The organism is Amycolatopsis acidiphila (genome assembly GCF_021391495.1).
In the GTDB taxonomy this organism is placed as follows: Bacteria; Actinomycetota; Actinomycetes; order Mycobacteriales; family Pseudonocardiaceae; genus Amycolatopsis_E; species Amycolatopsis_E acidiphila.
Genome location: NZ_CP090063.1, coordinates 4,739,494 through 4,752,349, shown reverse-complemented (window position 1 = coordinate 4,752,349; position 12,856 = coordinate 4,739,494). Strand labels below are relative to the sequence as shown.

Sequence of the window (12,856 nt, the reverse complement as noted above, 5' to 3'; positions counted from 1 at the left end):
ATGACCGAGATCCGCAAGCTGCTCGTCGCCAACCGCGGCGAGATCGCCGCGCGCGTGATGCGGTCCGCCCGGGCGCTGGACATCGCCACGGTCGCGGTGTACTCCGACGCGGACACCGGCGCACCGTTCGTGGCCGACGCCGACGAAGCCGTGCGCCTGCCCGGGAGCTCGCCCGCGGACACCTACCTGCGCGCCGACCTGATCATCGACGCGGCCCGCCGCACGGGCGCCGACGCCGTGCATCCCGGTTACGGTTTCCTCTCTGAGAACGGGGGTTTCGCCCGGGCCTGCGCGGCAGCCGGGCTGATTTTCGTCGGCCCGCCGCCCGAGGCGATCGAAGCGATGGGCTCGAAGATCGCGGCGAAGGAGCTGATGGCCGCGGCCGGTGTCCCGGTCCTTCCCGGGATCACGATCGATGCGGACGCGGAGTTCGACCCGGCCGCACTGGGCGCCAGGACGGCCGAGGAGATCGGGTACCCGGTGCTGGTCAAGGCGGCCTTCGGTGGCGGTGGCCGGGGGATGCGCGTGGTGCGTGGGCCGGACGAGCTGCTGGACGCGGTCGAGGGCGCGCGCCGCGAGGCCGCGTCGGCGTTCGGCGACGGCACGGTGTTCCTGGAGCGCTTCGTCGACTCACCGCGGCACGTCGAGGTGCAGATCTTCGGCGACACACACGGCACCGTCGTGCACCTGTTCGAGCGGGAGTGCTCGATCCAGCGGCGCTACCAGAAGATCATCGAGGAGGCGCCGTCGCCGGTCGTCGACGAGGCGCTGCGCCGCGAGCTGGGCGACGCCGCCGTCGCGGCGGGCAAGGCGATCGGCTACGTCGGCGCGGGCACCGTGGAGTTCGTCCTCGGCGCCGACGGCCGCTTCCACTTCCTGGAGGTCAACACCCGGTTGCAGGTCGAGCACCCGGTCACCGAGCTGATCACCGGCCTGGACCTGGTGCGCCTGCAGCTCCTGGTCGCGGAGGGGAACCCGCTGCCGGACGAGGTGCTCGCCGCCGCCGTCCACGGGCACGCGGTGGAGGTCCGGCTCTACGCCGAGGACACCGCCGCCGGGTTCCTGCCGGCGAGCGGGACGGTGCACCGGTTCGCCGTGCCGCCGCTCGACGGCGTGCGGGTGGACGCCGGGGTGGCCGACGGTTCGGTGGTCGGCGTGCACTACGACCCGATGCTGGCGAAGGTGATCGCGTACGGGCCGAACCGCGACGAGGCCTGCCGCCTGCTGGCGAAGGCGCTCGCCGGAACCCGCGTGCACGGCCTGGCGACCAACCGGGAGCTGCTCGCCGGCATCCTGCGGGAGCCGGAGTTCCGGGCCGGGTTGATCGACACCGGCTACCTGAGCCGACACGATCCGGTGGAGCTCGCGACGGGCTCGCGCGATCCGCGGGCCGTGCCGGTCCATGCCCTCGCCGCCGCACTGGCGGGGCAGGCCACCCGGCGGGCGGAAGCGCCGGTGCTGAGGACACTGCCTTCGGGCTGGCGCAACGTGGCCAACGGGCCGCAGCAGGTGGTGTTCGCCGTCGACGGTGCGGAGGTCCCGGTGACCTACCGGGTGCGGGAAAGCGCTGTCGATGCCACCGTGGGCGGCGTGGCGTTACCGGAGGTCCTGGTGCACCACGCATCGGCGGACCTCGTCGAGCTCGACGTCGACGGCATCCGGCGGCAGGTCCGCGTGCACCCGGTCGGCAGCACGTCCTATGTGGATAGTGCGCTCGGCTCGACCGAGCTGACCGAGCTGCCCCGGTTCCCCGATCCCGGCGCCCGTTCCGCGCCGGGGTCGCTGCTCGCGCCGATGCCGGGAACCGTCGTGCGGATCACGGTCGAGGCCGGGGCGAAGGTGTCCGCCGGCACGCCGGTGGTGGTGCTGGAGGCGATGAAGATGGAGCACAGCGTGCTCGCCCCGCACGACGGGATCGTCGGCGACCTCGGGGTCTCCGTCGGACAGGCGGTGGACGTCGGCACCGTGCTCGCCGTCGTCGAGGAACAGGAGGCCTGAGCGTGGACGTGACCTACGAGCTGCGCGGTCCGGTGGCCTGGCTGACGATCAACCGGCCCGAAGCCCGCAACGCGCTGAACAAGTCCGTGCGCGACGGCCTGCTGGCCGGGACCGAGCGGTTCAACGAGGACGACGACGCCAAGGTCCTCGTCCTCACCGGCGCGGGCGGCAAGGCGTTCTGCGCGGGCGGTGACCTCAAGGAGATGGCGGACAGCGGGCTGAGGGTGCCGCCACCGGACTTCGTCCCGCAGTTCGGGCGCACCATCGAGGTCGCCAAGCCGACGATCGCCGCCGTCAACGGCGTCGCCTACGCGGGCGGCTTCCTGCTCGCGCAGAGCTGCGACCTGTGTGTCGCCGCCGAGGGCGCCCGGTTCGCGATCAGCGAGGCCAAGGTGGGCCGGGGCGCACCCTGGGCGGCGCCGCTGCCGTGGCTGGTCCCGCCGCGCATCGCGATGCAGATCCTGCTCACCGGCGATCCGGTCGACGCCGCGCGGGCGCGGGAGATCGGGCTGGTGAACGAGGTCGTCCCGGCCGGTGAGCTGGCCGGTGCGGCCCAGCGGCTGGCCGAGCGGATCGCCGCGAACGCGCCGTTGTCGGTGCTGGCCGCCAAGAAGACCGTCCGGCTGATCGCCGAGCACCCGCTCGCCGACGCCTACGCCGAGGCCGAGCGGATCTGGGAGCCGGTCTACCTGAGCGAAGACGCGCAGGAGGGCCCGGCCGCGTTCCGGGACAAGCGCGCACCGGTCTGGAAGGGACGCTAGATGCCCGTTTCGATGCCGGGCCTCGTCGCCGACCTGCTGGCGGAGACCCGCGTGCTCGACGATCTTCTGTCCACGTTGGACGATGCCGGCTGGAGCCGGCCCACCCCGGCCGAGGGCTGGGCGATCCGCGACCAGGTCAGCCATCTCGCCTACTTCGACGAGGCCGCGCTGCTGGCCGCGACGGCGCCCGACCGGTTCCGGCGCGAGGCGGCGGAGCTGACGGCGCTCGGCCCGGGCTTCCCCGACGAGGTGGCGGCGCGGCACCGGGAGCTGCCCGGTGACGGGCTGCTCGGCTGGTTCCGCCGGGCGCGGCGGGGGTTCGCGGAGGTGTTCGAGACGCTCGAGCCCAAGGCGCGGTTGCCCTGGTACGGCCCCGACATGAGCGCCGCCAGCTCGGTCACCGCGCGGATCATGGAGACCTGGGCGCACGGGCAGGACGTCGCCGACGCCCTCGGCGTCCGGCGCGAGCCGACCGGGCGCCTGCGCCACATCGCCCACCTCGGCGTCGGCACCTTCGGGTTCGCCTTCAGCCTGCATGGCCGGGCGGTACCGGCCGCGCCGGTGCGGGTCGAACTGCGCGCCCCGGACGGGAGCACCTGGGCGTGGGGGCCGCCCGAGGCGGCCGACCGGGTTTCGGGACCGGCGCTCGACTTCTGCCTCGCGGTGACCCAGCGGCGGCATGCCGACGACATCGCACTGCGCGTCGAGGGCCCCGTCGCGACCGAATGGATGTCGATCGCGCAGGCGTTCGCCGGGGCGCCCGGTCCCGGTCGCAAGCCCGCCGGGGAGGCGCGATGACCAGGCGCGCCGTGCGTATCGGGAACTGCTCGGGCTTCTACGGCGACCGCATCGCCGCCGCCCGGGAGATGGTCGAGGGCGGCCCCCTCGACGTGCTCACCGGCGACTACCTCGCCGAGCTGACCATGCTCATCCTGTGGAAGGCCCGGCAGAAGGACCCGGACGCCGGGTACGCCCGCACGTTCCTGACCCAGATGGAACAGGTCCTCGGCACCTGTCTGGACCGCGGGATCCGGGTGGTCAGCAACGCGGGCGGGCTCAACCCGGCCGGCCTGGCCGGAAAGCTCGGCGAGCTCGCCGCGAAGCTCGGCCTGGTCCCGAAGATCGCCTACGTCGAGGGCGACGACCTCGCCGGCCGGATCGACGAGCTGATCGCGGCCGGCCATCCACTGTCCAACATGGACACCGGACAGCCCCTCGCCGAGGCGGGGGTCAAACCCGTGTCCGCCAACGCCTACCTCGGCGGCTGGGGGATCGCGGAGGCGCTGGCCGCCGGTGCGGACCTCGTCGTGTGCCCGCGGGTGACCGACGCGTCCCTGGTCGTCGGCCCGGCGGCCTGGTGGCACGGCTGGCGGCGCACGGACTTCGACGCGCTCGCCGGGGCCGTCGCCGCGGGCCACGTCATCGAATGCGGCCCGCAGGCGACCGGGGGCAACTACTCGTGGCTGCACGAGATCACCGACCGCCGCTATCCCGGGTTCCCCATCGCCGAGGTCGAGGCGGACGGCAGCAGCGTGATCACCAAGCACCCGGGCACCGGCGGGCTGGTGTCGCCGGGAACCGTGACCGCGCAACTGCTCTACGAGATCGCCGAGCCCGCCTACGTCAACCCCGATGTGGTGGCCCGGTTCGACACCGTGGCACTGACGCAGGACGGGGCCGACCGGGTGCGCATCTCCGGAACCCGCGGCAGCGCGCCGCCGGACCGGCTCAAGGTCGCCGTCAACTACCTCGGCGGCTACCGCAACACGATGACGCTGGTGCTGACCGGCCTGGACATCGAGGAGAAGGCGGCCTGGGCCGAGCAGGAGCTGTTCGAGATCCTGGGCGGCAAGGACTCCTTCGCCGAGACCGACGTCCGGCTGATCCGGTTCGACCACGAGGACGCGCCCGGCAACGAGCAGGCGACCGCGCAGCTGCGGGTCACGGTCAAGGACCCCGATCCGCGCAAGGTCGGCCGCCGGTTCTCCAACGCCACCATGGAGCTCGCCCTCGGCGGCTACGCCGGCTTCCACACCACGACACCGCCGGGCGCGGAAAGCGCTTACGGCGTCTACTGGCCCGCGTCGGTGCCGGCCGGGCTCGTCGAGCACAGCGTGGTCCTGCCCGACGGGACCCGGAAGGTGATCGCCCACGGGCCTTCCGGCGAGGTGCCGGTGCCCGTGGCGCATCCGGTCGCCGCGCCCGTGGCGGGCCCGGTGCGCCGGGCACCGCTCGGGCGGGTGTGCGCGGCGCGCTCGGGGGACAAGGGGGGCAACGCCAACGTCGGCCTGTGGACCAGGGACGAGCGGTCGTTCGCCTGGCTGCGCGGCTATCTGACGGTCGGGCGGTTCCGCGAGCTGCTTCCCGAGGCCGCGCAGCTGCCCGTCCGCCGGTTCGAGCTGCCCAACCTCAACGCGCTGAACTTCGTGGTCGTCGGCATCCTCGGCTCCGGGGTCGCCGCCTCCACCCGGCCTGATCCGCAGGCGAAGGGCCTGGGGGAGTACCTGCGGTCGCGTTCGGTGGCGATCCCGGCGGACCTGCTGGGCGAGGGGTGAGGAGAGCCGATGGACTTCCACGAAACCGACGAGCACCGGGCGTTGCGTGCCGCGGTCGGCGCGATCGCCGCGGACTTCGGCGGCGGGTACTTCGCCCGCAAGGCCGAGGCCAGGGAGGCGACCACCGAGCTGTGGCGGGCACTGGGCGACCACGGGTTCGTCGGGATCAACGTGCCGGAGGCCTACGGCGGCGGGGGTGCCGGGCTGGTGGAGCTGGCGATCGTGTGCGAGGAGTCCGCCGCCCAGGGCTGCCCGCTGTTGCTGCTGCTGGTGTCCAGTGCGATCTCCGGCGAGGTCATCGCCACCTACGGCACCGAGGAGCAGCGCAAGGAGTGGCTGCCGCGGCTGGCGAGCGGGCAGGGCAAGGTGGTCTTCGCGATCACCGAGCCGGAGGCCGGGTCCAACACGCACAAGCTGGCCACCACGGCGGTCAGGGACGGTGCCGACTACGTCCTCAATGGACAGAAGTACTACATCTCCGGTGTCGACGACGCGGACGCGATCCTGGTCGTGGCCAGGACCGGGGCGCAGGGCCGGCTGTCGTTGTTCATCGTGGACACCGACGCGCCGGGGCTGGTCAGCCAACCGCTGCCGGTGTCGGTGCAGCTGCCGGAGCGGCAGTTCACCCTGCACTTCGACGACGTGCGGGTGGGCGCGGACCGGCTGGTCGGCGTCGAGGGCGAGGGGTTCGCGCAGGTCTTCCACGGGCTCAACCCCGAGCGCGTCACGGGCGCCGCGGTGTGCGTGGGCATCGGGCGCTATGCCTTGGCGAAGGCGGCCGAGTACGCGCGGAACCGGGTGGTGTGGTCGCAGCCGATCGGGGCGCACCAAGGGGTTTCGCACGTGCTCGCCAAGGCGAAGATCGAGGTGGAGCTGGCCGCGCTGATGACCGCCCGCGCGGCCTGGCTGCACGACCACGGCGAGCCGGCGGGGGAGGCGGCGAACATGGCGAAGTACGCCGCGGCGGAGGCGGCGCTCGCCGCCGTGGACGCCGCGATCCAGACCCACGGCGGCAACGGCCTCGCCGTCGAGTACGGGCTCGTCCCGTTCTGGGGGCTCGCCCGGCTGCTCCGGATCGCGCCGGTGAACCGGGAGATGATCCTGAACTACGTCGCACAGCATTCGCTGGGGCTGCCCCGGTCGTACTGACTTCCTGTAAGGAGAACCGATGTCCGCGTCCGAGCTCCACGACAACCTCATCCACCGGGTCAACGTCGGCGACAGCCTGACCAGGACCGCCGCCCGCCATCCCCGGCGCACCGCGGTGGTCGACGGCGCGCGCCGGTTCACCTACACCGAGTTCAACGCGTGGGTGAACCGGGTCGCCAACGCCCTCACGGCCCGCGGTTACGCCCGCGGCGACGCGCTCGCGCTCGCCTCGGGCAACAGCGCCGAGTTCCTGGTGACCTACTACGCCTGCGCGAAGCTCGGCGTGGTGTGCGTGCCGGTCAACCTCGGCTGGCGGGCCGACGAGGTGGCGTACGTGCTGGGGCACTCGAAGTCCCGCGGGATCGTCGTCGAGAGCCAGCTGCTGGAGGCCATGTCGGACGCGCTGGGCAAGGTGCCCGCGGTGACGGACGTGATCGTCGCCCCTGGCACCGGCGCCGCGGCCGAGGGGGGCACCTTCGAGGAGCTGGCCGAGGGCTTCCCGGACACCGAGCCCGAGCACGTCGTCGGCGACCGCGACCCGATCACCTACCTCTACACCAGCGGCACGACCTCGTTCCCCAAGGGCGTGATGGGTAATCACACCGCGATCTACCTCGAGTCGACGATGATGGCGCTGGAGGCGCGGTTCACCGAGGAGGACCGGTTCGTCGCGATGATGCCGATGTTCCACACCGCGCAGCTCAACTGCCACTGCACCGCCGCGGTCATGGTCGGCGCGGCCATCCACGTCCGGCGCGGGTTCGACGCCGCGGGCCTGCTCGAGCAGATCGAACGCGAGCGCATCACGCAGATCTTCGGGCTGCCGATGATGTACCAGCAGCTGCTGGAGCACCCGGACGTCGCCACCCGCGACCTGTCCAGCCTCCGCCGGGCGCTCTACGCCATGGCCGCGATGCCCGAAGCCCAGCTGCGGCAGGCGATCGAGGTGTTCGGCTGTGAGTTCTACCTCCTTTTCGGACAGACCGAGATGAGCCCGACGACGAACCTCTTCCGCCCGGAGCACCAGCTCTCGCACGCCGGCGCGGTCGGCAGCGCGGTGGTCAACGTGCAGACCGCGATCATGGACGCCGACGGGAGCCTGCTGCCCCAGGGCGAGGTCGGCGAGATCGTCTACCGGGGCCCGCACACCATGACCGGGTACCTCGACGACGCGGAGGCGACGGCGGAGGCGTTCGAACACGGCTGGTTTCACAGCGGGGACGTCGGGTACTTCGACGCCGATGGCATCCTGTGGTTCAGCGACCGGCGCAAGGACGTGATCAAGACCGGCGGGGAGAACGTGGCTTCGATGGAGGTCGAGAAGGCGTTGTTCGAGGTCGGCGAGGACATCGCGGAGGCCGTCGTGGTGGGGCTGCCGCACGAGCGGTGGACGGAGGCGATCACCGCGGTCGTGGTGCCCAAGCCCGGCCGGCGGATCGATCCCGAGGCGCTGCTGGCGGGCCTGCGTTCGCGCATCGACCGGTACAAGGTGCCGAAGGCCGTGATCGTGGCCGGCGAGCTGCCACGCACCTCGACCGGCAAGATCCGGAAGAACGTGGTCCGGGAGAGCTTCGCCGAGCACTACACCGGTGGTGCGGGATGAGCTCGCCGGCACGCACCCGCGACCCCGCCCGCAAGGAGCGGATCCTCGCCGCGGCCGCCGACCTGGTGGCGCGCAAGGGGTATCACGCGGTGTCCATGGCGGACATCGGCGCCGCGGCCGGGGTCACCGGCTCGGCGATCTACCGGCACTTCGAGAGCAAGTCCGCGGTGCTGGTGGCCCTGTTCGACCGGGTCATCGACGGGCTGCTGCGCGACGAGCAGCGGATCGTGCACGAGGTCGGCGACCTGCGCGAGGCGCTGCACGAGCTGATCGCCGGGCAGGTGGAGTTCGTGGTCGCCGACCGCGAGCTGGCGCAGGTCTACCACAACGAGATCCACAACCTGCCCGAGGACGACCGGCGGCGGCTGCGCCGCAAGCAGCGGCTGTACCTGGAGGAGTGGGTGCACCTGCTGGCCGAGCTGCGCACCGACATCGGCGACCCGGAGGCGAGGGTGGTCGTGCACGCCGCGATCGGCGCCATCCAGTCGACGTTGTTCCACAACAGCGGCCTGGAGGACAACCGGCTGCGCAAGCTCCTCTCCGCCGCGGCGCGTTCGGTCCTGGGCTGCTGAGCGGCAGCACCAGCACTGCGAGATCGGTCTCCCTCAGGGGCGCGCGAGCGGTCCTTCGACGTCGTCGTAGACGCGCACCGCGGCGAGGAGCCCGTCGGGGCCGCGTTCGCAGACGCTCAGTCCCGCCTGCGGCGGCAGGTCGTGCTCGCCCCAGCGGACGCAGTTGTATTCGACAGCGCAGCGCGTCCCGTCGTCGGTGACGGCGCAGTGCTGCAACCCGATGCCGCCACCGGCACTGAAGCAACTGGTGAAGAACGAACGCAGGGCCGGGGTGCCGGTGTGGGTGTAGTGCCGGCCGATCGGTTCGCGGAAGTAGCCGTCCGGCGCGAAAGTGGCCACGACCGCCTCCGTGTCACCGGCCTCCAGCGCGGACGCGTATCGCCGACGACGTCGCCGGGGTGGACCGCGGCGGGGCCGAGGATCGGCGGTCGCAGATGGCGCTGCCCGTCGACCGGCCATTGGCTGCAGTAGGTGCGGAACACGACCGACCGGTCGTCGGGGGACTGGGCGACGACCGCCACCGGCCAGGCCACCTCGCGCCCGTCGTTCGCGACCAGGTGGGCGAGCAGCTCGACCACCGCCCGGTCGCCGTCCGTGGTGGCCGCCGCCGTCTCGATCCGCGCGTGCCGCCCGGCGAGCCACGCCCGGTTCCGGCGGACGAACTTCAGCAGCTGCTTGTGGCCGCGGACCTCGCCGGCGCGGGGGTCGTGCACCACCACCTCGCCGGGCCACGCGGCCTCCAGCGCCCGGGCGTTCCCGTTGTCGAGCGCGGCGAAGTACTGCCCGACCGGGTCGGCCCGCCCCGCGGCCCGGGTCTGCCTGCGGACCAGCTCGACGGCGCTGGCGAAGTCCGGAAACCATGGCATCTCGACGCACGCTCCTCGAGTGGCCGGGCAGTTCGTCCCAGCCTGCCGTCTCCGGCCCCGGAGCGACACCCTCACCGGGCACGGGCCGCTATAGGGTGGGGGCGCGATGGGAGGCGCCGAGTGAACCCCGAACCCCTGCACGCGGTGCGGCGGGTGCCCGCGCGGGCGGTGCGCGGCGCGCTGGCGGGCGCGCGCCGGGTCGTGTTCCTCGACGACGACCCGACCGGCACCCAGACCGTCCGCGACCTGCCGGTGCTCACGCGCTGGGGCGTCGAGGACGTCCGGTGGGCGCTGCGCCAGGACACGCCCGGGTTCTTCGTGCTGACCAACACCCGCAGCCTCGCGCCCGGCGAGGCGGCCACGCGGGACCGCGAGGTCGTCGAAGCGTGCCTCGAAGCTGCCGGGCGGGAAGGCGTTCGCCCGGTCTTCGCGAGCCGGAGCGATTCCACGCTGCGCGGCCATTTCCCGCTCGAAACCGACGCGATCGGCGAGGTCGTCGCGAAGCACGGCGGCACGGTCGACGCGGTCGTGCTCGCGCCCGCCTACACCGACGCCGGCCGGGTCACGATCCACGGTGTGCACTGGTTGCGGGCCGGCGACGGGCTGCTTCCCGTGGCGGAGAGCGAGTTCGCTCGCGACGCGACGTTCGGCTACCGCTCGTCCAGGCTCGCCGACTGGGTCGCCGAAAAGAGCGGCGGACGACTGGCCGCCGAGGAGGTCGCCGAGCTGACGGTCGAGGACATCCGCGGTGGCACCACGGAAAGCCTCCGGAACCGGCTGACCGGCGTCCGCGGCGGGAGGGTCGTCGCGCTCGACGCCGCCGAGGACGACGACCTGCGCGCCGCCGTGCTGGCGGTCCTCGCCGCGGAGGACGCCGGAATGTCCTTTGTGTACCGGATCGGCCCGTCCTTCGTGCGGGCCCGGGTGGGGCAGGATGCGCAGCCGCCGATCGCGGACGAGGTGCTGGCCGGGCTCGTCCGGCCCGGGGCGCACGGGCTCGTCGTCGTCGGCTCCCACGTCGCGCTGACGACGGGGCAGCTCGCCGAGCTGGGGCGGCGGCGCCGGTTCGCCGCGGTCGAGCTCGACGTGCCGACGCTGCTCGACGAGACCCGTGCGGACGAGCACATCCGCGACGCGGTGGCGGCCGCCGCTGCCGCGCTCGAGAACTCACTGGTGGTGCTGAGCACCTCGCGGGCCCTGGTCAAGGGCGCGGACGAGGCGGCGAGCCTGCACATCGCCCGCCGGGTGAGCGCCGCGCTGACCACCGCCGCCGGGCGGGTGGTCGCGGCGCGCCGCCCCGGGTTCGTGGTGGCGAAGGGCGGCATCACCTCCTCCGACGTGGCCACCGAGGCACTGGGCATCCGCCGGGCCTGGGTCCGGGGCTCCCTGCTGCCGGGCATTGTGTCCCTGTGGGAGCCGGTGTCCGGGCCCGCGGCGGGGCTGCCGTACGTGGTGTTCGCCGGGAACGTCGGCGACGAGAGCTCGCTGGCGGACGTCGTCGGCCGACTGGAGGTCCTGTGAAGGTCGTCATCACCGGAGGTGCCGGGTTCCTCGGCACCCTGCTCGCACGCCGGCTGCTCGCCGGGCCGGTGGCCGTCGGCGGTGCGGGACCGGCCGCGGTCGGCGAGCTGGTCCTGGCGGATCTCGCCGAGCCTGCCGCCGACCTCGCGGAGGACGAGCGCGTGCGGCCCGTCGTCGGGGAGCTGGTGAGCGTGCTGCCCGAACTGGGCGAGGCGGACGTGGTGTTCCATCTCGCCGGGGTGGTCAGCGGCGCCGCCGAAGCCGACTTCGACCTCGGCATGCGCACCAATGTGGACGGGACCCGCGCGCTGCTGGAGTACGCCCGGCGGCACCGGACGCCGCCGGTGCTGGTGTTCTCCAGCTCGCTGGCCGTGTTCGGCAGCGACCCGGCGATCGGGCCGGTCGGCGTGGTGGACGACGACACCCTGCCGCGCCCGCAGTCGAGCTACGGCGTCCAGAAGTTCATCGGCGAGCAGCTGGTGGCCGACTACACGCGCAAGGGATTCGTCCGCGGCCGGTCCGTGCGGCTGATGACGGTGTCCGTGCGGCCCGGCAGGCCGAACGCCGCCGCGTCGAGCTTCCTGTCCGGGATCGTCCGCGAGCCGCTCGCCGGGCAGCGGGCGGTGTGCCCGGTCCCGCCGGACACACCCGTCGCGCTGTCCTCGCCGCGCCGGACCCTGGACGGCATCCTGCTCGCCGCCCGGGCCGGCGACGAGGCGTGGGGCAGCCGGACCGCGCTCAACCTCCCCGCGCTGACCACGACGCCGCGCGAGATGGCGGCCGCACTCGACCGGGTGGCGGGCACGCGGGCGAGCGAGCTCATCGACTGGATCGACGACCCCGCCATCGGGCCCCTGGTGCGCAGCTGGCCCGCGCGGCTGCGCACCCCGCGCGCCCACGCACTCGGCCTCACCGCCGAGGAGTCGTTCGACGACATCGTGCGGGCCTACGTCGCGGACAACCCGGCAGTGCGGTCCTGACGGCGGCTCAGCGGCCGAGGAAGTCGAGCAGCGGGCCGTTCACCTCCTCGGGGTGGGTCCAGGCGATGTTGTGCGGGCCGCCCTCGACGGTGACGAACTCCAGGTCCTTGACGAGCCCGGGCAGCCGGGCCGCGGTGGCCTGGTACGGCAGGATGCGGTCGGCGTCGCCGTGGATGAGCAGCACCGGCACGCCGATCTTGGGCAGGTCCTGGCGGAAGTCGGTGAGCCAGGTGTCGACGCAGGCGTGCGCGGCATGGGCGGACGCGGCGACGGCGACGTTGAAGCTGTTCTGCCAGGCCTGGTCGCTGATGCGGGTGCCACCGTAGGTGTCGACGTTGTAGAAGTTGTCCAGGAAGTCCTTGAAGTAGGCGGGACGGTCCTTGACCACGGCCTCCTTGATGCCCTCGAACACCGACCGGTCGACGCCGTCGGGGTTGTCGTCGGTCTTGAGCAGGAACGGCGGGATCGCGCCCATGAGCACGGCCTTGCGGACGCGGGCGGAGCCGTAGGTGCCCAGGTAGCGGGTGACCTCGCCGGTGCCCATGGAGAAGCCCACGAGCACGACGCCGGTCAGTCCGAGGTGCTCCAGCAGGGCCGCGAGGTCGGCGGCGAAGGTGTCGTAGTCGTAGCCGACGGTGGGCTGGCTGGACTGGCCGAACCCGCGCCGGTCGTAGGTGATGACCCGGTAGCCCGCCTGCAGGAGCACTCTTTCCTGCTTTTCCCAGGAGTGCCCGTTGAGCGGGTAGCCGTGGATGAGCACGACGGGCTGCCCGCTGCCGTGGTCCTCGTAGTGGATCTCGATGGCCTCGGAGTTCTCGTGGCCGACGGTGATCTTCGACATCCGGAGTTCC

Annotated in this window: 11 protein-coding genes and 1 pseudogene; 9 read left to right on the top strand and 3 right to left on the bottom strand. The window is 72.9% G+C overall.

The features are described from left to right. The 7 genes from LWP59_RS23225 to LWP59_RS23195 are packed head-to-tail and all read left to right on the top strand — an operon-like array spanning position 1 to position 8,638. Positions 1-1,998 carry an acetyl/propionyl/methylcrotonyl-CoA carboxylase subunit alpha gene (locus LWP59_RS23225; RefSeq protein ID WP_144644203.1) on the top strand — a complete coding sequence of 666 codons (1,998 nt, stop codon included), beginning with the start codon at positions 1-3 and terminating at the stop codon, positions 1,996-1,998. A gap of 2 nt (positions 1,999-2,000) precedes the next feature. Continuing rightward, a complete protein-coding gene (locus tag LWP59_RS23220) occupies positions 2,001-2,759 on the top strand; it encodes an enoyl-CoA hydratase/isomerase family protein (protein WP_222425721.1) in 759 nt (252 codons plus the stop codon). Then, positions 2,760-3,557 carry a TIGR03084 family metal-binding protein gene (locus tag LWP59_RS23215; RefSeq protein WP_144644199.1) on the top strand — a complete coding sequence of 266 codons (798 nt, stop codon included), beginning with the start codon at positions 2,760-2,762 and terminating at the stop codon, positions 3,555-3,557. Continuing rightward, positions 3,554-5,314 carry an acyclic terpene utilization AtuA family protein gene (locus LWP59_RS23210; RefSeq protein ID WP_144644197.1) on the top strand — a complete coding sequence of 587 codons (1,761 nt, stop codon included), beginning with the start codon at positions 3,554-3,556 and terminating at the stop codon, positions 5,312-5,314. Before LWP59_RS23215 ends, LWP59_RS23210 begins: the two co-directional genes overlap by 4 nt. Positions 5,315-5,323: 9 nt before the next feature. After that, positions 5,324-6,463, top strand: coding sequence for an acyl-CoA dehydrogenase family protein (locus LWP59_RS23205; protein ID WP_144644195.1), 1,140 nt, complete (start codon positions 5,324-5,326; stop codon positions 6,461-6,463). Between the two features lie 19 nt (positions 6,464-6,482). Beyond that, positions 6,483-8,066: a long-chain-fatty-acid--CoA ligase gene (locus LWP59_RS23200; RefSeq protein ID WP_144644193.1), complete on the top strand. Its 1,584-nt coding sequence runs from the start codon at positions 6,483-6,485 to the stop codon at positions 8,064-8,066. Next, on the top strand, positions 8,063-8,638 hold the full coding sequence (locus LWP59_RS23195) for a TetR/AcrR family transcriptional regulator (protein WP_144644191.1): 576 nt from the start codon (positions 8,063-8,065) through the stop codon (positions 8,636-8,638). The genes LWP59_RS23200 and LWP59_RS23195 overlap by 4 nt, the downstream gene beginning before the upstream one ends. Positions 8,639-8,671: 33 nt before the next feature. Here LWP59_RS23195 and LWP59_RS23190 read toward each other — a convergent pair whose 3' ends face one another. Together LWP59_RS23190 and LWP59_RS41135 are read right to left on the bottom strand one after the other, a co-directional pair. Further along, the gene (locus LWP59_RS23190) at positions 8,672-9,097 is read right to left on the bottom strand and encodes a nuclear transport factor 2 family protein (RefSeq protein WP_144644189.1); all 426 of its coding nucleotides are present in this window, start codon (positions 9,095-9,097) and stop codon (positions 8,672-8,674) included. A gap of 92 nt (positions 9,098-9,189) precedes the next feature. Continuing rightward, a pseudogene (locus LWP59_RS41135) lies at positions 9,190-9,504 on the bottom strand (nuclear transport factor 2 family protein); the annotation flags it as partial. Positions 9,505-9,624: 120 nt separating this feature from the next. Here LWP59_RS41135 and LWP59_RS23180 point away from each other — a divergent pair. Beyond that, a complete protein-coding gene (locus LWP59_RS23180; protein WP_222425720.1) occupies positions 9,625-11,025 on the top strand; it encodes a four-carbon acid sugar kinase family protein in 1,401 nt (466 codons plus the stop codon). Continuing rightward, complete coding sequence (denD, locus tag LWP59_RS23175) at positions 11,022-12,005, top strand: D-erythronate dehydrogenase (RefSeq protein WP_144644187.1); 984 nt, start codon at positions 11,022-11,024, stop codon at positions 12,003-12,005. The genes LWP59_RS23180 and denD overlap by 4 nt, the downstream gene beginning before the upstream one ends. 7 nt (positions 12,006-12,012) lie before the next feature. Here the strand turns inward: denD and LWP59_RS23170 are convergent, their stop codons facing one another. Further along, positions 12,013-12,846: an alpha/beta fold hydrolase gene (locus LWP59_RS23170; protein WP_144644185.1), complete on the bottom strand. Its 834-nt coding sequence runs from the start codon at positions 12,844-12,846 to the stop codon at positions 12,013-12,015. Between the last annotated feature and the right edge of the window lie 10 nt (positions 12,847-12,856).